Annotated in this window: 21 protein-coding genes; 13 read left to right on the top strand and 8 right to left on the bottom strand. The window is 71.0% G+C overall.

The features are described from left to right. Positions 1–124 precede the first annotated feature (124 nt). Both CLV54_RS09215 and CLV54_RS09210 read left to right on the top strand, forming a co-directional pair. Positions 125–1,429 carry a DUF4349 domain-containing protein gene (locus CLV54_RS09215; protein WP_100344676.1) on the top strand — a complete coding sequence of 435 codons (1,305 nt, stop codon included), beginning with the start codon at positions 125–127 and terminating at the stop codon, positions 1,427–1,429. 77 nt (positions 1,430–1,506) lie between these two features. Continuing rightward, positions 1,507–2,670, top strand: coding sequence for an acyl-CoA dehydrogenase family protein (locus CLV54_RS09210; protein ID WP_100344675.1), 1,164 nt, complete (start codon positions 1,507–1,509; stop codon positions 2,668–2,670). Between the two features lie 22 nt (positions 2,671–2,692). On the opposite strand, the gene CLV54_RS09205 is transcribed toward CLV54_RS09210, so the two are convergent. After that, positions 2,693–3,091, bottom strand: a complete 399-nt coding sequence (locus CLV54_RS09205) for a gamma-glutamylcyclotransferase family protein (RefSeq protein WP_100344674.1) — start codon at positions 3,089–3,091, stop codon at positions 2,693–2,695. 173 nt (positions 3,092–3,264) lie between these two features. Here CLV54_RS09205 and CLV54_RS09200 point away from each other — a divergent pair, with 173 nt between their 5' ends. From CLV54_RS09200 to CLV54_RS09180, 5 genes are all read left to right on the top strand, one after another. Further along, positions 3,265–4,131 carry an SDR family oxidoreductase gene (locus CLV54_RS09200; RefSeq protein ID WP_245861547.1) on the top strand — a complete coding sequence of 289 codons (867 nt, stop codon included), beginning with the start codon at positions 3,265–3,267 and terminating at the stop codon, positions 4,129–4,131. A gap of 49 nt (positions 4,132–4,180) precedes the next feature. Further along, a complete protein-coding gene (locus CLV54_RS09195) occupies positions 4,181–5,932 on the top strand; it encodes a class I adenylate-forming enzyme family protein (protein WP_100344672.1) in 1,752 nt (583 codons plus the stop codon). Positions 5,933–6,052: 120 nt separating this feature from the next. Next, on the top strand, positions 6,053–7,570 hold the full coding sequence (locus tag CLV54_RS09190; RefSeq protein WP_100344671.1) for an MFS transporter: 1,518 nt from the start codon (positions 6,053–6,055) through the stop codon (positions 7,568–7,570). Between the two features lie 114 nt (positions 7,571–7,684). After that, positions 7,685–8,833 (top strand): DNA alkylation repair protein, encoded by a 1,149-nt coding sequence (locus CLV54_RS09185; RefSeq protein WP_245861546.1) that lies wholly within the window; start codon positions 7,685–7,687, stop codon positions 8,831–8,833. Between the two features lie 135 nt (positions 8,834–8,968). Next, positions 8,969–9,460 carry a glutathione peroxidase gene (locus CLV54_RS09180; RefSeq protein WP_100344669.1) on the top strand — a complete coding sequence of 164 codons (492 nt, stop codon included), beginning with the start codon at positions 8,969–8,971 and terminating at the stop codon, positions 9,458–9,460. A 315-nt stretch (positions 9,461–9,775) separates the two neighbouring features. Here CLV54_RS09180 and CLV54_RS09175 read toward each other — a convergent pair whose 3' ends face one another. Next, positions 9,776–12,046: an LLM class flavin-dependent oxidoreductase gene (locus CLV54_RS09175; RefSeq protein WP_100344668.1), complete on the bottom strand. Its 2,271-nt coding sequence runs from the start codon at positions 12,044–12,046 to the stop codon at positions 9,776–9,778. Between the two features lie 64 nt (positions 12,047–12,110). On the opposite strand from CLV54_RS09175, the gene CLV54_RS09170 reads away from it, so the two are divergent. Continuing rightward, a complete protein-coding gene (locus tag CLV54_RS09170) occupies positions 12,111–12,629 on the top strand; it encodes a winged helix-turn-helix transcriptional regulator (RefSeq protein WP_245861544.1) in 519 nt (172 codons plus the stop codon). Beyond that, on the top strand, positions 12,592–12,834 hold the full coding sequence (locus CLV54_RS09165) for a hypothetical protein (RefSeq protein ID WP_100344667.1): 243 nt from the start codon (positions 12,592–12,594) through the stop codon (positions 12,832–12,834). The genes CLV54_RS09170 and CLV54_RS09165 overlap by 38 nt, the downstream gene beginning before the upstream one ends. Before the next feature lie 5 nt (positions 12,835–12,839). Here the strand turns inward: CLV54_RS09165 and CLV54_RS09160 are convergent, their stop codons facing one another. After that, entirely contained in the window at positions 12,840–14,090 is a 1,251-nt protein-coding gene (locus tag CLV54_RS09160) for an amidohydrolase (RefSeq protein WP_100344666.1), read from the bottom strand. A 94-nt stretch (positions 14,091–14,184) separates the two neighbouring features. Between CLV54_RS09160 and CLV54_RS09155 the strand changes: the two genes are divergently transcribed. Further along, on the top strand, positions 14,185–15,075 hold the full coding sequence (locus tag CLV54_RS09155) for a putative protein N(5)-glutamine methyltransferase (RefSeq protein ID WP_100344665.1): 891 nt from the start codon (positions 14,185–14,187) through the stop codon (positions 15,073–15,075). Positions 15,076–15,101: 26 nt separating this feature from the next. Here CLV54_RS09155 and CLV54_RS09150 read toward each other — a convergent pair whose 3' ends face one another. Then, positions 15,102–16,256 carry an acyltransferase family protein gene (locus tag CLV54_RS09150; RefSeq protein WP_100344664.1) on the bottom strand — a complete coding sequence of 385 codons (1,155 nt, stop codon included), beginning with the start codon at positions 16,254–16,256 and terminating at the stop codon, positions 15,102–15,104. A gap of 147 nt (positions 16,257–16,403) precedes the next feature. Here CLV54_RS09150 and CLV54_RS09145 point away from each other — a divergent pair, with 147 nt between their 5' ends. Further along, positions 16,404–17,081: a DnaJ family domain-containing protein gene (locus CLV54_RS09145; RefSeq protein WP_245861542.1), complete on the top strand. Its 678-nt coding sequence runs from the start codon at positions 16,404–16,406 to the stop codon at positions 17,079–17,081. A 91-nt stretch (positions 17,082–17,172) separates the two neighbouring features. Here the strand turns inward: CLV54_RS09145 and CLV54_RS09140 are convergent, their stop codons facing one another. After that, positions 17,173–18,282 carry an AI-2E family transporter gene (locus tag CLV54_RS09140; protein WP_100344663.1) on the bottom strand — a complete coding sequence of 370 codons (1,110 nt, stop codon included), beginning with the start codon at positions 18,280–18,282 and terminating at the stop codon, positions 17,173–17,175. 53 nt (positions 18,283–18,335) lie between these two features. On the opposite strand from CLV54_RS09140, the gene CLV54_RS09135 reads away from it, so the two are divergent. Next, entirely contained in the window at positions 18,336–18,809 is a 474-nt protein-coding gene (locus CLV54_RS09135; RefSeq protein ID WP_100344662.1) for a hypothetical protein, read from the top strand. A 6-nt stretch (positions 18,810–18,815) separates the two neighbouring features. Here CLV54_RS09135 and CLV54_RS09130 read toward each other — a convergent pair whose 3' ends face one another. The 3 genes from CLV54_RS09130 to CLV54_RS09120 form a co-directional block, all read right to left on the bottom strand. Continuing rightward, positions 18,816–19,457, bottom strand: coding sequence for a hypothetical protein (locus tag CLV54_RS09130; protein WP_100344661.1), 642 nt, complete (start codon positions 19,455–19,457; stop codon positions 18,816–18,818). Further along, a complete protein-coding gene (locus tag CLV54_RS09125; RefSeq protein WP_157802889.1) occupies positions 19,454–20,902 on the bottom strand; it encodes an ice-binding family protein in 1,449 nt (482 codons plus the stop codon). Before CLV54_RS09125 ends, CLV54_RS09130 begins: the two co-directional genes overlap by 4 nt. A gap of 85 nt (positions 20,903–20,987) precedes the next feature. Then, the gene (locus tag CLV54_RS09120) at positions 20,988–21,467 is read right to left on the bottom strand and encodes a hypothetical protein (protein ID WP_100344659.1); all 480 of its coding nucleotides are present in this window, start codon (positions 21,465–21,467) and stop codon (positions 20,988–20,990) included. Positions 21,468–21,812: 345 nt separating this feature from the next. Between CLV54_RS09120 and CLV54_RS18135 the strand changes: the two genes are divergently transcribed. Next, a complete protein-coding gene (locus tag CLV54_RS18135) occupies positions 21,813–22,961 on the top strand; it encodes an ice-binding family protein (RefSeq protein WP_281258170.1) in 1,149 nt (382 codons plus the stop codon). Positions 22,962–23,120: the final 159 nt, after the last annotated feature.

Here is a 23,120-nt window from a genome sequence, read left to right as displayed (position 1 = left end):
TAACCCGTACGGGGTACGTCTGGCACCCAACGCTACGCCTGTGCGCGAGGGCGAGACCGGATTGTGACCCGACTCCCAGACTCCGTCCAGACACCGTGTCCGACCCCGCCCCTACAGTGAAGCCATGAGACGTCTCCTGGGCACCGGTGTCGCTGTCATCCTCGCTGTCTCGCTCCTGTCGGCGTGCACCGCCGGCGGTTCGTCGAGCGTCGCCCCGGCCGACAACGGCGCCGGGCTGAGCGAGCCGATCCCGGCCCCGGGCCTTCCGGGCGGCATCGTGGGCGGCGTCCCCGGCGCCGACGGCGGCGCGGCCGACGGCAGCGCGGGCTCCTCGCCCGAGAGGGGGCTCGCCGAGGATGCCGCGGCCGCGGCATCCGATCGTCAGGTCATCAGCACCGGCACCCTCTCGCTCACGGTCGACGGCCCGGTGGATGCCGCGAGCCGGGTCGTGTCGATCGTCGAGTCGGCGGGCGGGCGCGTCGACGAGCGCTCCGAGCAACCGGAGACCGAGTCCCAGCGCGCGAGCGCGCGGCTCACGGTGCGCATCCCCGCCGACGAGCTCGACGCCGCCCTCTCCGACATCGAGGATCTCGGCGAGGTCAACTCCCTGACCGTCAACGCCTCGGATGTCACGACCCAGGTCTCCGACGTCGACGCACGGATCGCGGCTCTGCAGACCTCGGTCGACCGCTTGCTCGCCCTGCTCGCGCAGGCCACGACGACGAGCGACCTCATCTCGCTCGAGAGCGCGCTGTCGGAGCGGCAGGGCGAGCTCGACAGCCTGAAGTCGCAGCGCGACTACCTCTCCGATCAGGTGGCGATGTCGACGATCTACGTCGAGCTGTTCAGCGAGGGCGTCGTCGCCGAGAGCGGCCCCGACGACTTCTGGAGCGGGCTCGTCGCCGGCTGGAACAGCCTGCTCGCCGCGGGCTCCGGCTTCCTCGTCGTTCTCGGCGTGCTGCTGCCGTGGCTCGTGCTGCTCGCGATCGTCGCCCTGGTCGTCGTGGTCATCGTGTTCGTTGCGCGTTCCGGGCGCCGCCGCGGTCGTGGCGGCCCGCACGGCCCGTCATCGACCCCGCATGGCGCTCCGACCCCGCCCGGCGCGCCGGCGGCCCCGTCGGCCTCGTCATCGGCCCCGTCGGCCTCGTCGCCGACCCCGCCCGGCGCGTCATCGGCCTCGTCGGCCTCATCCGACGCGTCGTCGGCCTCGTCGCCGACCTCGCCCGGAGCTCCGGGCCCGACGATCCCCACGGTCGACCCGATCATCGCGCCCCCGCCGGCCTCTGCTCCGACCCCGGCTTCTCCCCCTGCTCCCAGCTCAACCTCAGCTCCCGGCTCAGCCCCTGCCTCCGCAACCCCTGCTCCGACCCCGGCATCCGCATCCCCCGCTCCTCCCGCGACCCAGAACGACGGAGAAAGCCACCGATAACGGCCGTTTCGGCGCACAACGAACGGTTTCGGAGCATATCTCCGTCGTTGTGAGTACGTTTGAGAGGGGAAGGACGGGTGACAGACGTGAATGATGGATTCCTGAGCGAGGAGCTCCTCTCCCGCATCCACGAGCGGGCGGCCGGCCACGACCGCGACAACAGCTTCTTCGACGACGACCTCGACGAGCTGAAGGATGCCGGTTACCTCACGGCCCTCGTGCCCGCCGAGCTCGGCGGCGCGGGCCTCACCTTCCGCCAGCTCGCCCGCGAGCAGCAGCGGCTCGCCGCGGCGGCCCCGGCCACCGCCCTCGCGGTCAACATGCACCTCGTCTGGACGGGCGTCGCCAAGACCCTGCGCGACCGCGGCGACGACGCGCTCGAGTTCCTGCTGCGCGACGCGGCGGCGGGCGACCTCTTCGCCTTCGGCATCAGCGAGCCCGGCAACGACCTCGTGCTGTTCGGCTCGCGCACCGAGGCCCGGCCGCTCGGCGACGGCGGCTACGGCTTCCACGGCACGAAGATCTTCACCTCACTCTCCCCCGCCTGGACGCGGCTCGGCACGATGGGCCTCGACACGAGCTCGCCCGACGCGCCCAAGATCGTCTACGGCTTCATCTCCCGCGACGAGCCCGGCTACACGATCGCCGACGACTGGGACACCCTCGGCATGCGCGCGAGCCAGAGCCAGACGACGGTGCTCGACGGTGCCGTCGCGCCCGCGTCCACGGTCTTCCGACGGCTCGATCCCGGGCCCAACCCCGATCCTCTCGTCTTCGCGATCTTCGCCAACTTCGAGATCCTGCTGGCCGCCGTCTACACGGGCGTCGGCCGCCGCGCCCTCGAGCTCGGCGTTGAGGCCGCGCACCGCCGCACCTCGATGAAGGCCGGTGGCGCGAGCTACGCGCAGGATCCCGACATCCGCTGGCGTCTCGCGGATGCCGCGATCGCCCAGGACGCCATGAACCCCCAGATCGACGCCCTCGCCGCCGACCTCGACGCCCTCGTCGACCACGGTGCGCAGTGGTTCCCGAAGCTCGTGGGGCTCAAGGTTCGCGCGACCGAGACCGCACGCGTCGTCGTCGACAAGGCGATCCGGGCCTCGGGCGGAAGCAGCTACTTCGCGGGCAACGAGCTCGGCCGCCTCTACCGCGACGTGCTCGCGGGGCTCTTCCACCCCTCGGATGACGAGTCCGCCCACTCCACCGTCGCGAACGCGCTGCTCGGCCCGCTCGAGCGCTGACGCGTACTCGGGCCTGCTGAACTCAGGCCTCCGCGACCCTGCTCTCCGCAGCACCGGCCTCCACAGCGCCGGCCTCCACGTAGACCCACGCCGTTCCGCCCGACAGGAGCGGCACGGCGACACGCACGTAGTCGTCGACCTCGTACTCGTCGGCGGCGGCGAGCTCCTGCGGGGTGATCGAGAAGACGGTTCCCGCGACGCTGTCGGCGGGATCGTCGCTCGGGCGGGCGATCGGATGCGCGTCACTGCCGCTCGTGGCCACGACGTGCGGGTCGGTGATCGCCACGACGTCGAGCCGATAGCCGACGATCGAGTCCTCCCGCCCCTCGAGCAGCCGGCCGAAGGTCGTGAGCTGCACCTCCGGCTGGCGCAGGGTTCCGTAGGAGAAGAGCTGCTCCGCGGCATCCGTCGTCTCGATCATGATCCGAGCATAGGCACGCAGAGCACGCCGGGCACGCAGAGCACTCCGGGCACGCGGCGCACACGGCGCACGCAAGGCACGCCTCGCAGCCCGTGTCGCCACCCGCGTGCATGCCGCGCGTAGAATGTCGAAACAGTCCACTCCCGTCGAAGACGAATCGCAGGTTTTCCGCGTTGACCGGTCAGTACCGCGCCTTTGTCACCGGTGGCTCACGCGGAATCGGGCGGCGCCTCGTCGAGACGCTCGCCGCCGACGGGGCCGAGGTGCTCTTCAGCTACCGCCGTGACGCCGAGGCGGCGCGCGCGGTCGTCGACGGGATCGTCGAACGCGGCGGATCGGCGCGGGCCGTGCGGCTCGAGCTGGAATCCGACGACGATCTGCGGCGCACGGCCGACGAGCTCGCGGAGTCGCACATCGACGCCTTCGTCGCGAGCGCCGCCGCGAGCGCCTTCAAGCCCGTCTCCGAGCTGCGCGCCGCCCACCTCGACCGGTCCTGGGCCACCAACGTGCGCTCCTTCGTGCTGCTCGCGCAGGCCGCCGCTGCGCAGATGGGGCCCGGCGGGCGGATCGTCGCCGTCACGAGCTACGGCAGCCTGCGCGCCTTCCCGGGTTACGGCGCTCTCGGCGCCGACAAGGCCGCGCTCGAGGCCTGGGTGCGCCACATGGCCGCCGAGTTCGGCCCGCGGGGCATAACCGTCAACGCCGTCAACGGCGGCCTCATCGACACCGACTCGCTGCACTACTTCTACGGCAGAGAGCGGATGCCGCCCCTCGACGCCATGGTCGAACGCATCCCCGCGCGCCGCCTCGGCACCGCCGACGACGTCGCCCAGGCGATCCGCTTCCTGCTCTCGCCCGCGGCCTCGTACATCACCGGGCAGACCCTCGTCGTCGACGGCGGCCTGACCGTGGTGGCACCGCCGTTCGCCGCGGATCACCTGCCGGCACCGGCATCCGACCCCGCCGGCGCCGCCCTGCCCGCCGGCCCGGCGAACCCCGCCGACAACACCCCGCCAACCCCGACACCCCATCAGAACTGAGACGAGGCCTGTAAAGACACCCGCCCCAGCCGAGCTCGAAAGGCACGCCATGAGCAACGCAACCATCGAAACCACGTCCGACGGCACCCGCGGCACGGCGCCCACGACCGCGACCACTCCTGCGCCCGCATCCGCCCCGAACAGCGACTACGACCCGAGCCTGCTGAAGAGCATCTTCGAGCAGCACTTCACCTATGCGGCCGGGGTCGAGCGCAACACGCACCGCTTCGCGGGCAAACGGGCGCTCACGGACTCCGACACCGGCCGGTCGTGGACCTACGCCGAGTTCGGCGCGGTCGCCGGGCAGCTCGTCGGCGGGCTCGCCGCGCACGGGGTGGGTGTTGGCGACGTCGTCTGCTACCAGCTCATGAACCGGCCGGAGTTCGCCTTCCTCTATGTGGCGACGCAGGGCCTGCGGGCCGTCGGCTCGCCCATGAACTTCCGGCTCGCACCCGGCGAGACCGCCTACATCCTCGACGACTCGCGCCCCGCCGTCTTCGTCTACGAGGCGGCCGACGCGGCGAACGTCGCGACCGCGCTCGAGCTCGCGGAGTTCCGACCGCCGGTTCTCGTCGCCGTCGGCGAGAGCGACGGGGAGCTCGTCGAAGGCTCCCTGCGTTTCGACGATCTCCTGGACGCCGACGCGCCGAGCTTCCGCGCCCCCGAGGGCGCGAGCGTGTGGGACGAGACGACGCGCCTCTACACCTCCGGCACGACCGGACGCCCCAAGGCCGTGCCGCTCACGAGCCTCAACGAGGTGCTCACGGCGCACGACGTGATCATGCACATGCCGCTCTCCTCGGCCGATCGCACGATGAACATGTCGCCCTGGTTCCACCGCGGCGGCACCTACTGCGCGGGCCCCAACACGGTGCTCTACGTGGGCGCCGAGGCCGTCACGCTGCCCCGCTTCGACGCCGGGCGGGTGCTCGACCTCGTCGAGGAGCACGGCATCACCTTCGTGATCGGCGCCCCCACGAACCTCGAGCGCCTCGCCGACGCACAGGAGTCCCAGCCGCGAGACCTCGCCACCCTCACGGGCATCGTGACGATGGGCGCGCCCTTCGAACGCCAGGCCGCCCTGCGCTATCAGAAGGTGCTCACCCCGAACATCTCCAACGGCTACGGCACGACCGAGGCCTTCTGGAACACCTTCCTGCCCGGTGACGAGCTCACGACCTTCGCCGGGGCCGCCGGCCGCGCCTGCATCGACGACGACGTGGTCGTGGTCGCCGTGCGCGGCACGGGCCTCGGCGACCCGGGCGACCAGGTCGCGAAAGACGGCAGCGAGATCGGCGAGGTGGCCGTGCGCTCGGTGAAGTCGGGATACTCCTACCGCCACAACCCCGAGGAGGAGGCCAAGAAGTTCCGCGACGGCTGGTTCTTCGCCGGCGACCTCGCGACCTGGAACGACCAGGAGGTCATCACAGTGATCGGGCGCAAAGACGACATGGTGATCTCGGGCGGTGAGAACGTGCATCCCGTGCAGGTCGAGGAGGTGCTGTCGGGGCATCCGGGTGTCGCGGACTCGATCGTCGTCGGCAAGCCCGATGCGGAGTGGGGCCAGCTCGTCGTCGCCTACGTCGTGCGCCGTGCCGGCGAGCTGGCGGATGCCGCGGCGGCAGCCACAGAGCTCGACCGCTACTGCCGCGACAGCACCGCCCTCGCCGACTACAAGCGCCCGCGGCTGTACACCTTCGTCGAGGAGCTGCCCTACACGGCGACCGGCAAGAAGCAGCACTTCAAGCTGCAGGACCAGTCGCAGGCCGACTTCGAGGCGGGGGTGTTCTTCCGGCCCTAGGGCTCCGAGCGTCCCGCCCGAGAGCCGCGTCCGGTCTCGCCCCGCGCACCGTTCTCCCCCGTTCTCCCCCATCTCGCGCCAGCTGTTCTCCTGGTGCGGCCCGGAGACTATGGTTCTCGTATGTCGGATGTGAATACCGGGCCGGAATCGTCCGCGTCCGAGGGGGCACCGTCCACGAGCACCACCGAGCCGGAGACCAGCCGGCACCGGTGGGCGCTTCTGGGCGTCGTCGCGCTCGCGCAGCTCACCGTCGTGCTCGACGGGACCATCGTCAACATCGCGCTCCCGCACGCCCAGACGGAGCTCGGCCTCACCGACGGCGACCGCACCTGGGTGGTCACGATCTACGCACTCGCCTTCGGCTCGCTGCTCCTGCTCGGCGGGCGCATCGCGGACTACTGGGGGCGCAAGCGCTCCTTCATGGTCGGGATGGTCGGCTTCGCGCTCTCCTCCGCGCTCGGCGGAGTCGCGCAGGACACTTGGCAGCTGCTCGCCGCGCGCGGGCTGCAGGGCATCTTCGCGGCGCTCCTCGCACCCGCCGCACTCGCACTGCTGACCGTCAACTTCCCCGGCGGCAGAGACCGGGTGAAGGCGTTCGCCGTCTACGGGGCGATCGCCGGAGGCGGGGCGGCGGTCGGCCTGCTGCTGGGCGGCGTGCTCACCGAGTACGTCGACTGGCGCTGGTGCCTGCTCGTGAACGTGCCCATCGCCGCCGTCGCCTTCTTCGCCGCGATCCCGCTCGTGCGCGAGAGCAGGGCGGAGGGCGACACGAGCTATGACATCCCCGGCGCCGTCCTCGTGGCCCTCGGCCTCGGCTCGCTCGTCTTCGGCTTCTCCCGCGCGGAGTACGGCTGGAACACCTGGGAGGTGTGGACCTTCCTCCCCGCCGGCGTCGTGCTGCTCGTGCTCTTCGTGCTCGTGGAGGCGCGGTCGAAGAACCCGCTGCTGCCCCTGCGCATCGTCGCCAACAGAGTGCGCGGCGGCGCGTTCCTCACGGCGCTCCTGTCGGGGGCCGCGCTCCTCGGCGGGCTGCTCTACCTCACCTTCTACTTCCAGATCGTGCTCGGGTTCACGCCCCTGCAGTCCGGGCTCTCCTCCCTGCCGATGACGGGCACGATCATCCTCACGGCGACCGTGCTCTCGCGCTTCCTGCCGCGGATCGGCGTGCGCATCCCGATGACGATCGGCCCGCTCGTGGCAGCTGCGGGGCTGCTCTACCTCACTCAGATCACTGTCGACGGCGACTACGTCGTGCAGGTGCTGCCCGGGCTCATCCTGCTCGGCCTCGGGCTCGCGATGCTCTTCGTCCCCCTGCAGAACGTCGCCCTCGCGGGCATCGACCAGCACGACGCCGGGGCCGCGAGCGCCGCCGTCACGGCGAGCCAGCAGATCGGCGGGTCGATCGGCACGGCGCTCTTCACCGCGCTGTACACCGCCGCTGCCGCCGCCTACCTCGCCGACCACGGGGGCGGCGCCGACGCGCAGCTCGGATCGTTCGTCGCGGGCTACCACGCCGCGTTCGGCTGGGCGGCCCTCATCGTCGTGCTCGCCTCGCCGATCTCGTTCTTCCTCGTGCGCCCGAAGCGCGTGCCGAGCGCGAGCCCGAACGGGAGCCCGAACCCGGCGCCGAGCGTCTGACCCCGTACCCACGTCGTCGCTCGCACCTCGGCCGGCGTCGGTGGCATCCGCGAGGATGGAAGGCGCCGGGCGGCCACGAGGCCGGCCGCGACGAGAGGTGCGCGCATGGGAGCGATGAACGAGCTGATCGACCGGGGCACTGTCGACCGACTGCGCGGCATCCTGACCGAAGCCGCGGCGCGGGTCGCGTCGGTCGAGCCGGCGTTCACCGAGCCGGCGTTCGCCACGCCGGCGTTCGCCGAGCCCCCGTTCCCCGCGCTGCGCCAGGCGGCGCACGGCGTCGACGGCCTCAACCTGCGCGCCCGCAGCGACCTCGTCAGCGCCGCACTCGAAGCCGACCTGCCCGACGACTACCGGGCGGTCTCGCGGCTGTTCCGCGCGGCGCTCGAGAACCCGGGCTTCGACGACTGGATGATCTGGCCGGTCTCCGAGACGACGACGACCCTCGCACTCGCCTCCCCCGATCCGAGGGACTTCGACGACGGCCTCGCGCTGCTCGCCGAGCTCACCCCCAGGCTCACGGCCGAGTTCGCGATCCGGCGCTTCCTCGAGGCCGACCTCGAACGATCCCTCGCCTCCGTCGAGCGCTGGACGAGCAGCGACGACGAGCACGTGCGGCGACTCGCGAGCGAGGGCACCCGGCCGTTCCTGCCCTGGGCGCGCCGGGTGCGCTCGGTGCTCGCCAGCCCGGAGAGCACGGTACCGATCCTCGACGCCCTGTACCGCGACGAGAGCGAGTACGTGCGGCGATCCGTCGCCAACCACCTCAACGATCTGAGCCGTGAGCAGCCGGAGCTCGTGACCGCCGTCGCGGCCGGATGGCTGCGGCATCCCGACGAGAACACCGTGCGCGTCGTGCGGCACGGCCTGCGCACGCTCGTGAAGAAGGCACATCCCGGAGCCCTCGCGCTCATGGGCTTCGAGGAGGCGGCGATCTCGGTGTCGGAGCCCGTCCTCGACACCGCCGTCGTCACCCTGCCCGGCGAGCTCGGCTTCGCGTTCGAGGTGACCAACGAGGGCGAGACGGCCACGAGGCTCGGCATCGACTACGTCGTCTACTACGTGAAGAGCAACGGCAGCCACAGCGAGAAGGTCTTCAAGCTCACGACGGCGCTCATCGAGCCCGGAGCGACCCTCCGTGTCGCGAAACGTCACGCCTTCCGGCCCATGACGACCCGCGTGCACTACGCCGGCGAGCACGCCCTCGAGCTGCAGATCAACGGGCGACGCTACGCCAAGACGGGCTTCGACGTCGTGCTCTGAGCGGCGAGACCGGCCGCGGCGGCACCACCCTCGCCACCGCGCCCGAACATCCCGAACATCCCGAACATCGACGGCTCACAGGGTTTCATAGAGAAAAACGTCGATTTCCCAGCCGCAAGGGCGTTGACTTCGAGTATGACCATCAACGACATCCCTCTCACCACCATCGACGGCCAGACGACGACACTCGCCGAGTACGACGGCAAGGTGAAGCTCATCGTCAACGTCGCATCCCGCTGCGGTCTCGCACCGCAGTACGAGAAGCTCGAACAGCTGCAGAAGGAGTACGGCGACCGCGGTTTCACGGTGCTGGGCTTCCCGAGCAACCAGTTCCTGCAGGAGCTCAGCACCGAAGACGCGATCAAGGAGTACTGCTCGACCACGTGGGGCGTCACCTTCCCGATGTTCGAGAAGATCAAGGTCAACGGCAAGTCGCAGCACCCGCTCTACGCCGAGCTCACCAAGACCCCGGATGCCGCGGGCAAAGCCGGCAAGGTCAAGTGGAACTTCGAGAAGTTCGTGGTGACCCCCGACGGCCAGGTGCACCGCTTCCGCCCCACCGTCGAGCCCGACGCCCCCGAGATCGTGGGTCTCATCGAGCAGTCGCTGCCCGCCCAGGCCGCCTGACCCCTCCCTCGTCGCGACTTTTCCCTCCCGACATGCGCCATTTGGCCGTTCTCGCCGCCAGAAGGCGGCCGAATGGCGCATGTCGGTGAGGACAATGGCGCGAGTCGGGGATCGCGCGCACAACGACGCATCGAGGATGTCGCAGCGCCTCGATACGCACGCGAATCACCGTCATCCGCAAAACCCGTCGAACCACGGCATTAACCCATCGACATACGCCGATTGGACCCTTTCCCGACTCGAGAACGGCCAAATGGCGCAAGTCAGGGGGAAGGCGGGACGGGATGGGACGGGGGACGGGACGGGACGGGACCGTCAGGATGACGCGGGGGCGAGGTTGAAGTTGTCCCTGAAGACGTTGCCGGGGTCGATGCGCGACTTCAGCTCGCGCAGGCGTCGCAGGGTGGCCGCCGGGAAGGCGTCCGCGATCCGCTCGGGGTGCGCCCCTGTCTCGAAGCTGATGTAGAGCCCGGTGAGGTGCTCGCGCAACCCCGCCCAGGCCTGGTCGAGGCGCGCGGCGTTCGAGCCGAAGGCGACGACCGAGAAGTTCGCGGAACGGTTGCCGTAGGCGGTCGCGTCGTCCGCGACATCCGCCACCGCCCCGCCGACCGCGCGCAGCTGGAAGAAGTACACGGCACCCGTCTCGAGCAGGGCCGCCGCGGCCGCCGCGAACTCGGGCGTGATGTGCTCGACGAGGCCGGAGCGCGCGTTCGGCTCGCCCTGCCCGTTGTGGTCGCCGCCCTGCACGTTCGACATGACCCCCGAGTACGGCATGAGCTGCACCGACTGGTCGAGCAGGGGCGCGACCTCGGCGAGGGGCTGCAGCCGGTCGACGATCGTCTCCGGGTCGTCGGAGTCGACGACGGCCATCACCTGGGCGACCCGCTGGCCGGGGCGCGCGCCGCCGAGGATGAGAAAGCTCGTGAGGTCGCGTGGGGCCGCCTCGACGGCCGCGCCCCAGCCTTCGAGCAGCGAGGCCGGGTCGTTCGCGTCGAGCACGAGCTGCGCCCAGCCCACGTCGTGGCCGAGCTCGTCCGCCTCGAACTCGAACGCGGTGACGATGCCGAAGTTGGCGCCGGCGCCGCGCACCGCCCAGAACAGCTCGGCGTTCTCGTCGTCGCTCGCCCGCACGACCGAGCCATCGGCGAGCACCATCTCGACGGCGCGCAGGTGGTCGATCGTGAGGCCGTGCTCGCGGGAGAACCAGCCGATCCCGCCCGCGGTGGCGAGCCCGCCGACCCCCACCCCGCCGTAGTCGCCCGAGCTCAGCGCCCAGCCGTGCGCTTCGAGGGCGGCCGCGACATCCACCCACCGCGCGCCCGGGCCGATGCGCACCCGCCGGGTGGCCTCGTCGAGCACCTCGATCGTGTCGAGGTCGCCGAGGTCGATGACGATGCCGCCGTCGTTCGTCGAGCGGCCGCTGATGCCGTGGCCGCCGCTGCGCACTCCGAGAGGCGTCTGCGGATGCGCGCGGGCATAGGCCAGCGCGTCGACGACCTCGCTCGTGCCGTGCACGCGCAGCACGAGCCCGGGAGACCCGCCGCGCATGTAGGTGGACCTGACCCGCGAATACCCGGAGTCCCCCGGCTCGATCGCGGAGTCGGCGAGGGAGGCCGGCACGGCGTCGTAGTCGATGCCGTCGCGCCGTTTGGCCCGGGCGACGGCGCTGCGGATCGACCCCTGAGCGGTGCCCCGGGAGCCGCGCTCCCGCTCCACGGCCTCGCGCAGCGCGGGCGCGACCTCCTCGGCGAAGCGGCGCACGGCAGCCGGGTCGTCGGCGGCGAGGATGAAGGTGCCCACTCCGTCGTCGAGCGCCATCGGCAGCAGCTCCTCCACCCACTGCTCGCTGGGCCCGTTGAGGGGCCCGCCGTTCACCGGCGAGAACCTCCCGCCGATGTTGAGCAGGCGGCGGATCTCCCGCGGCTCCCGCCCCGCCTCCAGCGCCGCCTCGTCGATGATCGCGTTGCCCTTCGCGAGATCGCCGGGCTGCAGATAGCCCAGGGTGGGGAGCCAGCCGTCGGCCTTGCGACCGGTGAGCCGCAGCATCCGCGGTTTGTAGGCGCCCACCCAGACGGGCACGTCGTGCGCAGGGGCCGGCCCGCGTTTGGCGCCGTTCACGTGGTAGTAGTCGCCGTCGACGCGCAGGGGGGCGCGGTCGCCGAGATCCCAGATGCCCCGGATGACGTCGATCGCCTCGTCGAGGGCGTCGACGGCCTGCCCGGGGGTGAGCCGCCGCCCGCCCATGGCCTCGATCGCGTCCCAGAAGCCGCCGGCCCCGACGCCGAGCTCGAAGCGCCCGCCCGAGAGCAGGTCGAGGCTCGCGGCCGCCCGGGCGGTCACCGCGGGAGGGCGCAGGGGCAGGTTGAGCACGTTCGCCGAGACGTGCACGCGCTCGGTCTGCGCGGCGACCCAGGCCATGAGCGTCCAGGTGTCGAGGAACGCCGGCTGGTAGGGGTGGTCTTGGAACGAGACGAGGTCGTAGCCGAGCTGCTCGCTGAGCTGGGCACGCGCGACGGCGGCGTGCGGCGGATTGTTCGTCGGGGTGATGAAGGTTCCGAAGATCAGGGGATGTCCGTAGTCAGGCATGCTCCCAGTCTGAGTTCTCGCCGCTCACGTGACAAACCACCCATAAGTAACTTACTATTTGTAAGTGACAATTGCGAACACGACGGATGCACCCGCCCTGGATCCCACCCGGAATCCCACCCGGAATCCCACCCAGCGAGATCTTCCCTCCCCCGACCCCCACACCCCCGGCCTCAGCACCCGCGCCAACCCGCCCTCCGGCCACCCCGCACGCACGGATTCCACGTGGGAGCACATCGACGACGATCAGTGCCGGCTGTTCTCCGACTCCCTCGAGCTCGTCGGCAAGCGCTGGAGCTCGGGCATCCTCCTGGCCATCGCCCGCGGGGCGTCGCGCTTCAGCGAGATCGTCGCCCTGGTTCCCGGCCTCTCCGACCGCCTGCTCGCCCAGCGCCTGAAAGAGCTCGAGGCCGCAGACCTGCTCGAACGACGGGTCATCGCGACGACCCCCGTGCAGGTGCGCTACCGCTTGAGCGCCCGGGGCTCCGACCTCATGTGCTCACTGCAGCCCCTCGTGACCCACGGCCAGCGGTGGGTGAAGGCGGATGCCGCGACATCCGCATCTCCCACCGCCGAGGCCTAGCGGGGCCCGGCAGCGATCAGGCGACCCGCTCGCCGAGCTCACCGACCGCGTCGGCCAGGTCGAGAAGCGCATCCTCGCCGGCTTCAGCGAGCCCGAGGCGAATCAGCTCCGCACGCTCATCACGCGCGCGGCCCGGCTGGCCGAGAACGGCGGCACACAGGAGTCGGCCTGCGAGATCGCGGAGTCGCTCGACCTCCCCGCCTGATCACGCTACGGGCGCGCGAACCATTCGAGCGCCGCGACGGTGAGCGCTGCGACGCCCGTGTCGAGCGTCGGCTGGATGAGGGGCGCGAAATGCGGCGAGTGGTTCGACGGGATGTCGCGCTCGACCGTTCCCGCGAGAGTCGCCGCACCGAACCGCTCGGCGTCCACCCCGCCGAGCAGCCAGTAGACGAGCGGAACGCCGGCCGCGGTCGAGAGCACCCCCACGTCCTCGCTGCCGGTGACGGCTCCGGGATCGATCACCCGCTGCTCCCCGAACGCGGCACGGAAGGCCCCGACCGTGCGGGCCGTGGCATCCACGTCGTTGACGAGCACGGGGAACGACTCCTGCGCGACGATCTGCGGCTCGCGATCCGCGCCGGAGGCCAGGGCCTCCGCCTTCGCGATGCGGTGGATGCCCTCGATGACCGTGCTCCGCACCTCGGGGTCGGTGGAGCGCACGCTGATGCCGAGCGTCGCCTCGTCGGGGATGATGTTGCTCTTGGTGCCGGCGTGGAGCTGGCCGACCGTCACGACGGCCGTGTCGCTGCCGGCGATGTGGCGCGAGACGAGGGTCTGCAGCCGCATGACGGTCGCGGCGGCCATGACGACGGGGTCGACGGTCGTCTCCGGCCGCGAGCCGTGACCGCCGCGGCCGAACATCCGCACCGCGAAGGAGTCCGCTCCGGCGAACGCCGGCCCGGGGTGCACACCCACGATGCCCGCCGGCGCGGGCGCGACGTGCTGCCCCAGCACGATGTCGGGTGCGGGGATCCTGTCGAAGAGGCCGTCGGCGACCATGGCCTGCGCTCCCCCGCCGGCCTCCTCGGCGGGCTGGAAGACGACGACGAGCGTGCCCGACCAGTCGACCGTGCGCTGCACGAGCAGCTGCGTCGCGCCGAGGAGGCTCACGATGTGCACGTCGTGTCCGCACGCGTGCATGAGCGGCACCTCGACACCCTCGGGGTCGACGCCGCGGTCGGTGCTCGCGTAGTCGAGCCCGGTGTCCTCGAGCACGGGCAGGGCGTCCATGTCGGCGCGCAGCAGCACCGTCGGACCCTCGCCGTTGCGCACGATGCCGGCCACACCCGTGCCGCCGATCCCCGTGATGACCTCGAGACCGAGGGCGGTCAGCCTCTCGGCGACGATCCCCGCCGTGCGGTGCTCCTGGAACGAGAGCTCCGGATGCCGGTGAAGATCCTTGTAGAGCTCGACCAGCGGGGCTGTGACGGCCCCGACATCCTGCAGCAGAGGGTTCATCGTGGGGGCGCCTTTCAAGTCAACGGACGATACAGAACGATACCGAGAGACCCTGTGCACGCCCAGACATCCGCTCGGATACGATTGCCCTCCGATGACCGACACCACGCCTGAACCCGACGCCGCCCGAGCCGGCTCCGCCGAAGGGGATCCGACCGAGACGGAGCTCGCCGAGACCCCGATCGTCGAGACCCCGCTCGCCGAAACCCCGCTCGCTGAAGCGCAGATCGTCGCGCGGCTGCGAGCCGCCGGATGCGTCTTCGCCGAAGACGAGGCGCGCCTGCTCATCGAGGCCGCCGGCACACCCGCCGAGCTCGCCACGATGGTGCGGCGACGCCTCGCCGGCCTGCCGCTTGAGCCGATCCTCGGCTGGGCGGAGTTCTGCGGCCTGCGCATCCTCGTCGATCCCGGCGTCTTCGTCCCCCGCCGTCGCACCGAGCTCCTCGTCGAGCAGGCCGCGGCGCTCGCCCGCCCCGGGGCCGTCGTCGTCGACCTGTGCTGCGGCTCGGGCGCGGTCGGAACCGCTCTCGCCGCGCGCATCGACGGCATCGAGCTGTATGCCGCCGACATCGAGCCCGCGGCGGTGCGCACGGCCCGCAGGAACGTCGTCCCGGCCGGCGGGCGGGTGGTCGAGGGCGACCTCTACGAGCCGCTGCCCTCCGAGCTGCGCGGCCGTGTCGACATCCTCGCGGTCAACGCCCCCTATGTGCCCACCGAGGCGATCGAGCTCATGCCGCCCGAGGCCCGCGTCCACGAGCCGCGTGTGACCCTGGACGGCGGGGCGGACGGCCTCGACGTGCAGCGCCGGATCGCCGCCGAGGCACCGCAGTGGCTCGCTCCGGGCGGGCGCCTGCTCATCGAGACGAGCGAGCGTCAGGCTCCGCTGACCGTGGCGATCCTCATCGACAGCGGGCTCACGGCACACGTCGTGCGGTCGCAGGAGCTCGACGCGACCGTCGTCATCGGCACCATGTCGGCATCCTGACCCGTCGGCCGGCTGCGCGCCCCGGCTCAGCCCTGCTCGGATGCCGCCGCTGCCGCTCGGGCCTCGCGCCGGGACCCGTGCCGGATGCGGTCGCTCCACGACGCGGGCAGCTGGAACAGGTGACGCAGCGGCGTGCGCAGCATAAACCGATGCACGAGGAGCGAAACCACGACGATGACGATCGTTCCGAGGATCGGCGCGGTGTACCGCACGAGCGGGATCGTCAGGGAGTCCTCGACCACCGGGAGCAGCACGAGCACCCAGATCACGGGCAGCTGCAGGATGAAGACGGGCAGCGTCTGCCGGCCGATCGCCGACGCCGTGCGCGCGAAGACGGGCAGCCTCGAGGCGAGCGCGACGACGGTCGTCGCCAGCACGATCGCGGCGGCGTCGCGGAACAGCCGCGCGGTGCTCTCGACCATGTCGCCCTGGGAGGTCAGCTCCCACAGCTTCTCGCAGATGATGAACAGGCCCAGGGCGGCGACGCTCTTCGCCCACAGCTCGTTCGTCGCGAACCATTCGAGGGCGGGCCGCAGATACACCCCGACGGCGAAGAAGACGGCGTAGTACACGACGTGCAGCCAGAGCGCCTCGGCGTCCTCCTCCGGCACGAGCCCGGACACGATCGAGACGAGCGCGAGGCCGCCCAGCACGATCGCCGGATGCACCCGCCGCAGCGAGGTGAGCAGCACGAGGTAGAGCACGAGCGCGAAGACGAACCAGAGCGTGGTGTCGGGAACGAGGAGCTGGGAGAAGAACGAGCCCCACGAGTTGACCCGGAACGGCACGTTGTGCCCGACCACGATCGCGGACATCAGGCCGAAGACGCACAGCCAGACCGCGTAGATCCAGTAGGTGGATGCCACGCGCGCGAGGTTGCGGCGGTCGGACCAGCCGTTGCGCACCCGCTGCGAGACGACGAGCCCCGAGATGGCGAAGAGCAGCGGCAGCCGGAAGCCGCCGAAGAACTCGGTGAACTGGGTCCACACCGCGATGCCGTTGCTGGGCGGCGAGAGCTCGCCGTAGACGAAGATCCGGAAGTGCAGCATGACCACGGCCACGACGCACAGTCCGCGCGCCGCGTCGACCCAGATCAGGCGGCCGGCGCCGAGAGCGGCAGGGGACGCGGAGGCGGATGCACCGGGTCTCGCTGACGACGCGAGCACGGGGAGATCCGCCATCCTCACAATCTATCGCGCAATCTATCGCGGCCTCTCACGGCCCCGCACGCCCCGAGTCGCCGAGAACCGTCTGCCGATCCACGATGTCGGCCCACGACATCGGCCGGTTCTTGGCGACTCGCGTGCGAGAAACCTAGGCTGGATGACGTGGCGGACAGGAAGGAACGGAGCGATTCCCGGCTCAACGTCGCCCGCTACCAGGTCGACAAGCTCGCGAGCGAGCTCGACGGCACGGCGGGCACGGGCACGGGACGAGACGGAGAGGCGACCGAGCCGAACGCGGCCGGACAGCCGAACGCGGCCGGACAGCCGACTATGCAGCAGCTCGACCAGTTCGTCGAGATCTCGATCGCGCAGGCGATGCGACGCGGCGACTTCGACGACCTGCCCGGCGCCGGCAAACCGCTCGAGGGCCTGAACCAGGTCTACGACCCCGACTGGTGGATCCGCCGCAAGATCGAGCGCGAGCAGCTCAGCGGCCTCGGCCCGCCCGCCCTCACCCTGCGAACCGAGAACGCCGCCCTCGACGCGAGACTGGACGACGCTCCCTCGGAGCAGGCCATCCGCGAACTGCTCGAGGACTTCAACCGCCGGGTCGTCGAGGCACGCCGGCAGCTCCAGGGCGGGCCGCCCGTGGTGACGCCCACGCGCGACGTCGACCGCGAGATCGCGCGCTGGCGGGAGCGCCGGGCGGCACGCTACCGAGCCCGGCGCGAGGAGCAGCAGCGAGAACGCGAGCGCGAGGAGGCCGAACGCGAGGCGCGAAGCTGGCGCGCCCGCCGCCGCGCCCGCCGCGAGCGGCGCCACGGCTCCGAGACCGGCTGATCACGCGGCCACGCAGGAGCCGCGACCCCGAGAGCCCCGTTCCGAGAGCCCCGTTCCGAGAACTCAGTTCCGAGAGCTCAGACCCGCGGGCTCAGGACCGCTCTTTGCGGGGCATCACGACGTCGGTGATGATCAGGATGACGCCGGCCGAGATCGGAATTGCGACGAGCGCTCCCGGCAGGCCGAAGAGCGTGCCGCCGGCGAGGGCCGAGATGAGCACGACCGATCCGGGGATCTGCACCGCCTTGCTCATGACCTTCGGGGTGAGCACGTATGCCTCCACCTGCATGTAGATGAGCATGAGCACCAGCACCACGAGCCCCGACACCGGCGAGTGGATGAAGGCGAAGATCGTCATCCCGATGGTGGTGAGCACCGTGCCGATGAGCGGGATGAGGGTGATGAAGAAGGCGACGATGCCGATGAGGAACGCTCCCGGCACACCCGCGAGGAGAAGCAGGATCGTGCTGAAGACGGCGTTGAAGAACGCGAGGATGACCATGCCGCTCAGGTACTTGCCGAAGTTGCGCAGGATCCGCTCGGCGTAGCTCGTGAAGGTCGGGCGCTTGGAGGCCGAGATGAGCCTGTAGGCGGCCTGCTTGGTGGCGTCGTAGGTGCCGATGAAGTAGATGGTCAGGATCGCGATGAAGAACCCCGAGGTGATGCCGTCGATGATCGAGAGCCCGATGCCCACGGCCCCCGAGCCGACCGCCGCCCACACCTTCGGGTCGGTGATCTCCGAGGCGATCCAGTTGAGCACGGTGCCCACGACCCCGTTGCTCGCCTCATTGGTCGGGTCGAACCATCCTTGCGCCCGGAGATTCTGGATCTCGGCCGGGATCGAGACCGCGAGCTGCTGGATCTGGGTGATGATGAACGGCAGGATCACCCAGATGATGGCCACGAGAAACGCCACGATGAGCAGGATGACGGTCACGAGAGCCCAGGCCCGGGTGAAGTGACGGCGCTCGAACCAGCGCACGAGCGGGTCGAGGGCGACGGTCGCGAACAGCGCGAGGAAGATCGAGAAGATGATCGACCGCAGGCCGTAGAGGGCGAGACCCGTGATGACCGCGCCCACAGCGCCGAGGGTGACGATGTAGCCCCAGAGGAACGGGCCGGGACGGGAGGGCGGCGTCTCAGGAGCCGCGACGGCCGCCGGGTCGCCGGTGGCCGGATCCTGGGGATGATGACGTCTCATGTGTGCTCACTGTAGTGGTGGGAGGCGACCCGCACGTGCGCCATGCTGTGGGTATGGAGTTCTCGGTTGCCGGTCTTCTCGTCTCGCTCGCGATCCTCGCCCCGAACCTGCTGCTGCTCGCCTGGCCTCCGAGAGACCAGCCGAAGCCCGTGCCCTCGACCGGCTTCGCGCTCAGCGCCGCCGAGCGCGCGGGTCAGGCCGGATGTCTGGTCGCGCCCGCGCTCACTGGCGGCCCGCCGCACCTCGACGGGTGGCTGCTGCTCCTCGTCGTCTTCGTGGGCGCCTACTGGGCGCTCTGGCTGCGCTACCTCCTCACGGGGCGCCGCTTCGCCCGCCTCTACGAGCCGCTCGGCCCGATCCCCGTTCCGATGGCGGTCTTCCCGGTGCTCGCTTTCGCCGCGACGGCGGGATGGCTCGGAACCTGGTGGCTCGCTGCGGCGACGGTCGTGCTCGCCGTCGGCCACCTCCCCACTGCGTGGATCATCCGCACCTGGCTGATCCGGAGGAGCCTCGGGCGCACGAGCTGAGCCGTGTCATCGCGGGTTCGCCGTGTAGAGCAGGTGGATGGTGGCGCGCTGGCACGCGTCCTGATCCACGGCGCTGTCGCTGAAGCCGATGGATGCCCCGGCGAACGAGGCGGACGCCCCGGGGCCGAGGGTGCGGTCCACCGGCATCCGCGTGTCGAGCAGAACGTAGTCGCTCGCGTCGCAGCTCCCGACCGGCGATCCGGGCGCGACGGCGACCGAGGAGATCTCCACCTCGACCGCGACGATGTGCGTGCTGTCTGCGCTGTTGTTGACGACGAGACCCGCGATGGGAACGGGCGCGACCCCGGGCGCGAGGCCCGCCATGGTCGAGGTCTGGATGACGGTCAGGAAGTCGTCGGCCGCGACACAGCCGGAGCTCGCCGACCCCGCCGAGCCGGCGGCCTGAGCGGGCGGCGCCGGGCCGATCGCGACGGCCCCGCCCACGACGAGGATCATCAGCAGCACGACGGCCGCGCCCGGAGACGACGCGCCCGACCCCGGACCCGCCGTCATCTGCGCCCTCCTCTTCGCCCTCGCCCGTGAGGCGAGCACGATCATCGCGCCGACGAGGAGGCAGGCGATCGCGACGAGCAGCAGCACGCCGGGATGCGCGTCGAGGCCCGTGCCGGGCAGCGGTCCGCAGTTCATGGTGGCCCCGCCCGCCCGAGCTCGGCGGCCCGAGTGGCAGCGGGCGCGACACCGGTGACGACGCTCGCCGACAGCGTGACGGGGCTGCGCGACAGGGCGCGCCCGGTGAGCGTGGCCGCGTCGCCGAGGGTGATGGCGCCCAGTGCGAGGATCGTGCCGGCGAACACGGAGTCCTCCCCCGTACCCGCGGCGGCCGCGACGACCCAGAAGACGTTGGATGCCTGAGCGCCGTCGACCAGCTCGACGACGCTGCCCGCGGCCGTGGAGAGCTCGGCGTCGGTCCGCACGACGAAGACCGCGTCGGGGTCGCCCCGGGCGTCGAAGATCAGCGTGCCCGTGAGCAGGAGCGCGGCCGTGGCGTGATAGGTGCCCGGGGTGAGGGTGAGACCTCCCAGGTCTCCGCTCACCGCGGCATCCGGTGCTCGTGCCAGCAGCTCGTCGTAGGCTTCTGTGAGTGCGAGCTGGGCGTCTGCCGCGGCCGGGTCGCCGGCATGGATGTCGCCCCCGAGCGTGCCGGGAGGGAAGCCGGTTACCGTCGTGCCCGGGCTCACGCCGAGGTCGCCGCTGAGCGCCGTCATCCCGCCGCTGATCACGGAGCCCGCCAGCACCGAGAAGCTCCGGGCCGCACCCAGGAACGGCTCGATCACGGTGAACGGGTCGCTGCTCGCGGGTGTCAGCCCGGGCGAGGTGGCGCTCAGGCTGTAGCCGGCCCCCGAGGCGTCGATGGCCAGCCCGACGAAGGATGCCAGGCCGCTCGCATCGGTGTCGACCGTCGTCGTCCCCGCCAGCGCTCCACCGGCAGGGTTGCTGCCGATCGTGAGGGTCACGGGCACGCCGGCCGAGGGGAAGGGATCTCCTGCGGCCGTCACGAGGGCGACCGTCGGGGCCGGCGAGATCGGCTCGTCCTCGAGGGTGTCCGTGGGCTGGGTGGTGACGACGAGCGCGCTGGCGTTGACCACGGTCACGGGCTCGCTCGGTGCGCTGGTCGCGGTCCAGGAGGTGTGGACGGCGGTGACGACGTAGTGATAGGAGCCGTCGGGCACCGCGGCGTCCGTGCACGCGGTGGTGGTGATCGGCGAGGCCGGGCTGCTCGCGCAGACGGCGACGCCCGGGTCTGCCGGGTCGCCGGGATCGACCGGGTCGCCGAGATCGACCGGATGCCGCGTGACGTAGTAGCCCGACGAGCCGACGCCGACGCTCGCCGCGGTCCAGCTCACCGGCACGTCGCTCATGGCCGTCGACGGCACCGTGACGTCGAGGGGCGGGGACAGCGTTCCCGTCACCGCGACGACGGATGCCGTGCCGCTCGCGCTCCACGAAGCGGAAGCCGAGGCGGCACCGGTCGCGACGGTCAGGAACAGAGCGAGCACGACGGTCGCCGGGCCTCCCCCGCGGGTGACGCGACGATCACCGCGGGCTCGAACACGACCGGTGGTCTTGCTCATGATCGACAGCAATCTGTTGACCGAAGAACCGGGATGCGCCGCGTGACGGCGGCGCATCCCGAGCATTCGGGTGGGTCGCCAGGGCCTAGGAGGCTTCGAAGTACAGCGGGACGTCCTGGCCCTGGCAGTCGTCCTGGTTCACGGCGGTGTTCGTGAGCGTCACCGTCGCGGTGCCGTCCACCTCGCCACCGGCTGCGATCTCCCCGGCCGGGGGCGCCGTGCTGATGGTGGCCGTGTAGTCGGCGACCAGGCAGTCACCGGTCGGCACCCACGGCGTGCCGTCGGCGGTGGCCAGCGAGACCGTCACCTCGGTGAGGCTCTGCGTGCCCTCGCCCGGGTTGGTGACCGTGAAGTCGACGGTCTGGCCGTCGCTGCCCGGCGCGATGGTGCCGACGGCGGGGTCACTGGTGATGGTGAAGGCGACGCTCTCACCGGTCGTGGCCTCGCCCACACCGGTGCCTGTCGAGGTCCAGTACGCGAACGCGACCCCGGCCCCCGTGATCGTCAGTACCGCTGCGAGAGCGATGATGATGCCTTTTCTGCCCCGGGAAGATGTTCTGGCCATGACGGCCCCCTCGTCTGCGCGCAACTGTGCGCACTGGTTTGATGTGCATTTGGCAATGCAGCCACAACGCGTCACCGAGGGACCGCCTCCCGATTGGGAGTTAGTAGTCGGAACCTAGCACAAACCATTTGACAAAAGCGCGAAAAAGTAATATTGCCAGTTTCACCGATTCCGTAGGTGATCGAGTGTGCGACGCGTATGGTCGGAGTGCTCACAGTTGTGAGGCGCACCCCCGTGGGGCGGGGGATTTTGGGGAATCTGATGCAACGTCATCCAGCTCATCGTTCGCTGACGGCCGTGCGGCCGACACGTCTTTCGTCACGACTGGGAGTCTCGGCGGGCGCCGTGCTCGCGGTGTCCGGTGTGGTCGTGCTCGTCTTCGCGACTCAGTCCGCCTACGCGATCGGCACCGCCGTCGATCTCGGCACGGCGAGCAGCTACTCGGTTCTCGGCGGCCAGTCGGTCACCAACACCGGGCCGAGCGTGCTCGACGACGACCTCGGCGTGAGCCCGGGCACCGCGATCAGCGGATTCCCGCCCGGACTCGTCGGCGGCACGGTGCATCAGACGGATGCCCACGCGCTCCAGGCCCAGGCAGACCTCACCACCGCCTACAACAACGCTGCCGGCCAGGCGCCCGATGCGAACATCGCCGGGGATCTGGGCGGCCTCACACTCGCACCCGGCGTGTACGCCGCCTCCAGCACGATCGGTCTCACCGGAACCCTGACCCTCGACGCCGCGGGCGACCCCAACGCGGTCTTCATCTTCCAGATCGGCTCGGCCCTGACCACGGCCTCGAACAGCACGGTATCCGTCGTGAACGGCGCGCGCGGCTGCAACGTCTTCTGGCAGGTCGGCAGCTCTGCGACCCTCGGCACGAACACGACCTTCGTCGGCACCATCATGGCCCTGACCTCGGTCACCGCCAACACCGGCAGCACCGTCGACGGGCGTGCGCTGGCACGCAACGGCTCGGTCACTCTCGACACGAACACCTTCACCGGCGGCACCTGTGCCGTGGTCCCGACGGACACGCCGGTGCCCACGGACACCCCGGTGCCGACCGACACACCCGTTCCCACCGACACCCCGGTACCCACGGACACCCCCGTGCCCACGGACACCCCCGTGCCCACGGACACCCCGGTACCCACGGACACCCCCGTGCCGACTGACACACCCGTTCCCACGGACACCCCGGTACCCACCGACACGCCGACCGAGGGCCCGTTCACCCCCGCTCCGACGGACACGGCGACTCCGACAGACATGCCGGCCCCGAGCGGAACGCCGACCCCGACGGACACGGCGGCTCCGGCCGGAACGCCCTCGGGCCCGGGCGGCAACGCTCCCCGTAACACCCGGCTTCCCGACACCGGCCCGCAGGTGAACACGCCGCTCACGACTGCGGCGGTCGTCATCATCCTCGGCGGCATCGGCCTCATCATCATGGGCCTGCGCCGCACTCGCCGAGCTGCGCCCCGTCCGTGAACCACCGCGCACATCGGAGCCGCGTCGGGCTCTGCGAACAGCGAGACCCGCCTTCGCGCCTGCGCTGAACCGTCGAATCGACCAACCGTGGGGTGCAGTTCGAACTCGACCGTCCCACCGGCCCTCGCGGAAGGCCCCGGGAAGCTGTGCCGGGGCCTT

The organism is Compostimonas suwonensis (assembly GCF_002797855.1).
GTDB lineage: Bacteria > Actinomycetota > Actinomycetes > Actinomycetales > Microbacteriaceae > Compostimonas > Compostimonas suwonensis.
Note: the sequence above shows the minus strand (reverse complement) of the source record. Positions and strands in the feature narration are given on the sequence as shown.

Coding starts and splice junctions, on each gene's coding strand:
- CLV54_RS09215 (WP_100344676.1), top strand. CDS start 125: ATGAGACGTCTCCTGGGCACCGGTGTCGCTGTCATCCTCGCTGTCTCG.
- CLV54_RS09205 (WP_100344674.1), bottom strand. CDS start 3,091: ATGATCGAGACGACGGATGCCGCGGAGCAGCTCTTCTCCTACGGAACC.
- CLV54_RS09195 (WP_100344672.1), top strand. CDS start 4,181: ATGAGCAACGCAACCATCGAAACCACGTCCGACGGCACCCGCGGCACG.
- CLV54_RS09190 (WP_100344671.1), top strand. CDS start 6,053: ATGTCGGATGTGAATACCGGGCCGGAATCGTCCGCGTCCGAGGGGGCA.
- CLV54_RS09185 (WP_245861546.1), top strand. CDS start 7,685: ATGAACGAGCTGATCGACCGGGGCACTGTCGACCGACTGCGCGGCATC.
- CLV54_RS09180 (WP_100344669.1), top strand. CDS start 8,969: ATGACCATCAACGACATCCCTCTCACCACCATCGACGGCCAGACGACG.
- CLV54_RS09175 (WP_100344668.1), bottom strand. CDS start 12,046: ATGCCTGACTACGGACATCCCCTGATCTTCGGAACCTTCATCACCCCG.
- CLV54_RS09165 (WP_100344667.1), top strand. CDS start 12,592: ATGCCGCGACATCCGCATCTCCCACCGCCGAGGCCTAGCGGGGCCCGG.
- CLV54_RS09160 (WP_100344666.1), bottom strand. CDS start 14,090: ATGAACCCTCTGCTGCAGGATGTCGGGGCCGTCACAGCCCCGCTGGTC.
- CLV54_RS09155 (WP_100344665.1), top strand. CDS start 14,185: ATGACCGACACCACGCCTGAACCCGACGCCGCCCGAGCCGGCTCCGCC.
- CLV54_RS09150 (WP_100344664.1), bottom strand. CDS start 16,256: ATGGCGGATCTCCCCGTGCTCGCGTCGTCAGCGAGACCCGGTGCATCC.
- CLV54_RS09140 (WP_100344663.1), bottom strand. CDS start 18,282: ATGAGACGTCATCATCCCCAGGATCCGGCCACCGGCGACCCGGCGGCC.
- CLV54_RS09135 (WP_100344662.1), top strand. CDS start 18,336: ATGGAGTTCTCGGTTGCCGGTCTTCTCGTCTCGCTCGCGATCCTCGCC.
- CLV54_RS09130 (WP_100344661.1), bottom strand. CDS start 19,457: ATGAACTGCGGACCGCTGCCCGGCACGGGCCTCGACGCGCATCCCGGC.
- CLV54_RS09125 (WP_157802889.1), bottom strand. CDS start 20,902: ATGAGCAAGACCACCGGTCGTGTTCGAGCCCGCGGTGATCGTCGCGTC.
- CLV54_RS09120 (WP_100344659.1), bottom strand. CDS start 21,467: ATGGCCAGAACATCTTCCCGGGGCAGAAAAGGCATCATCATCGCTCTC.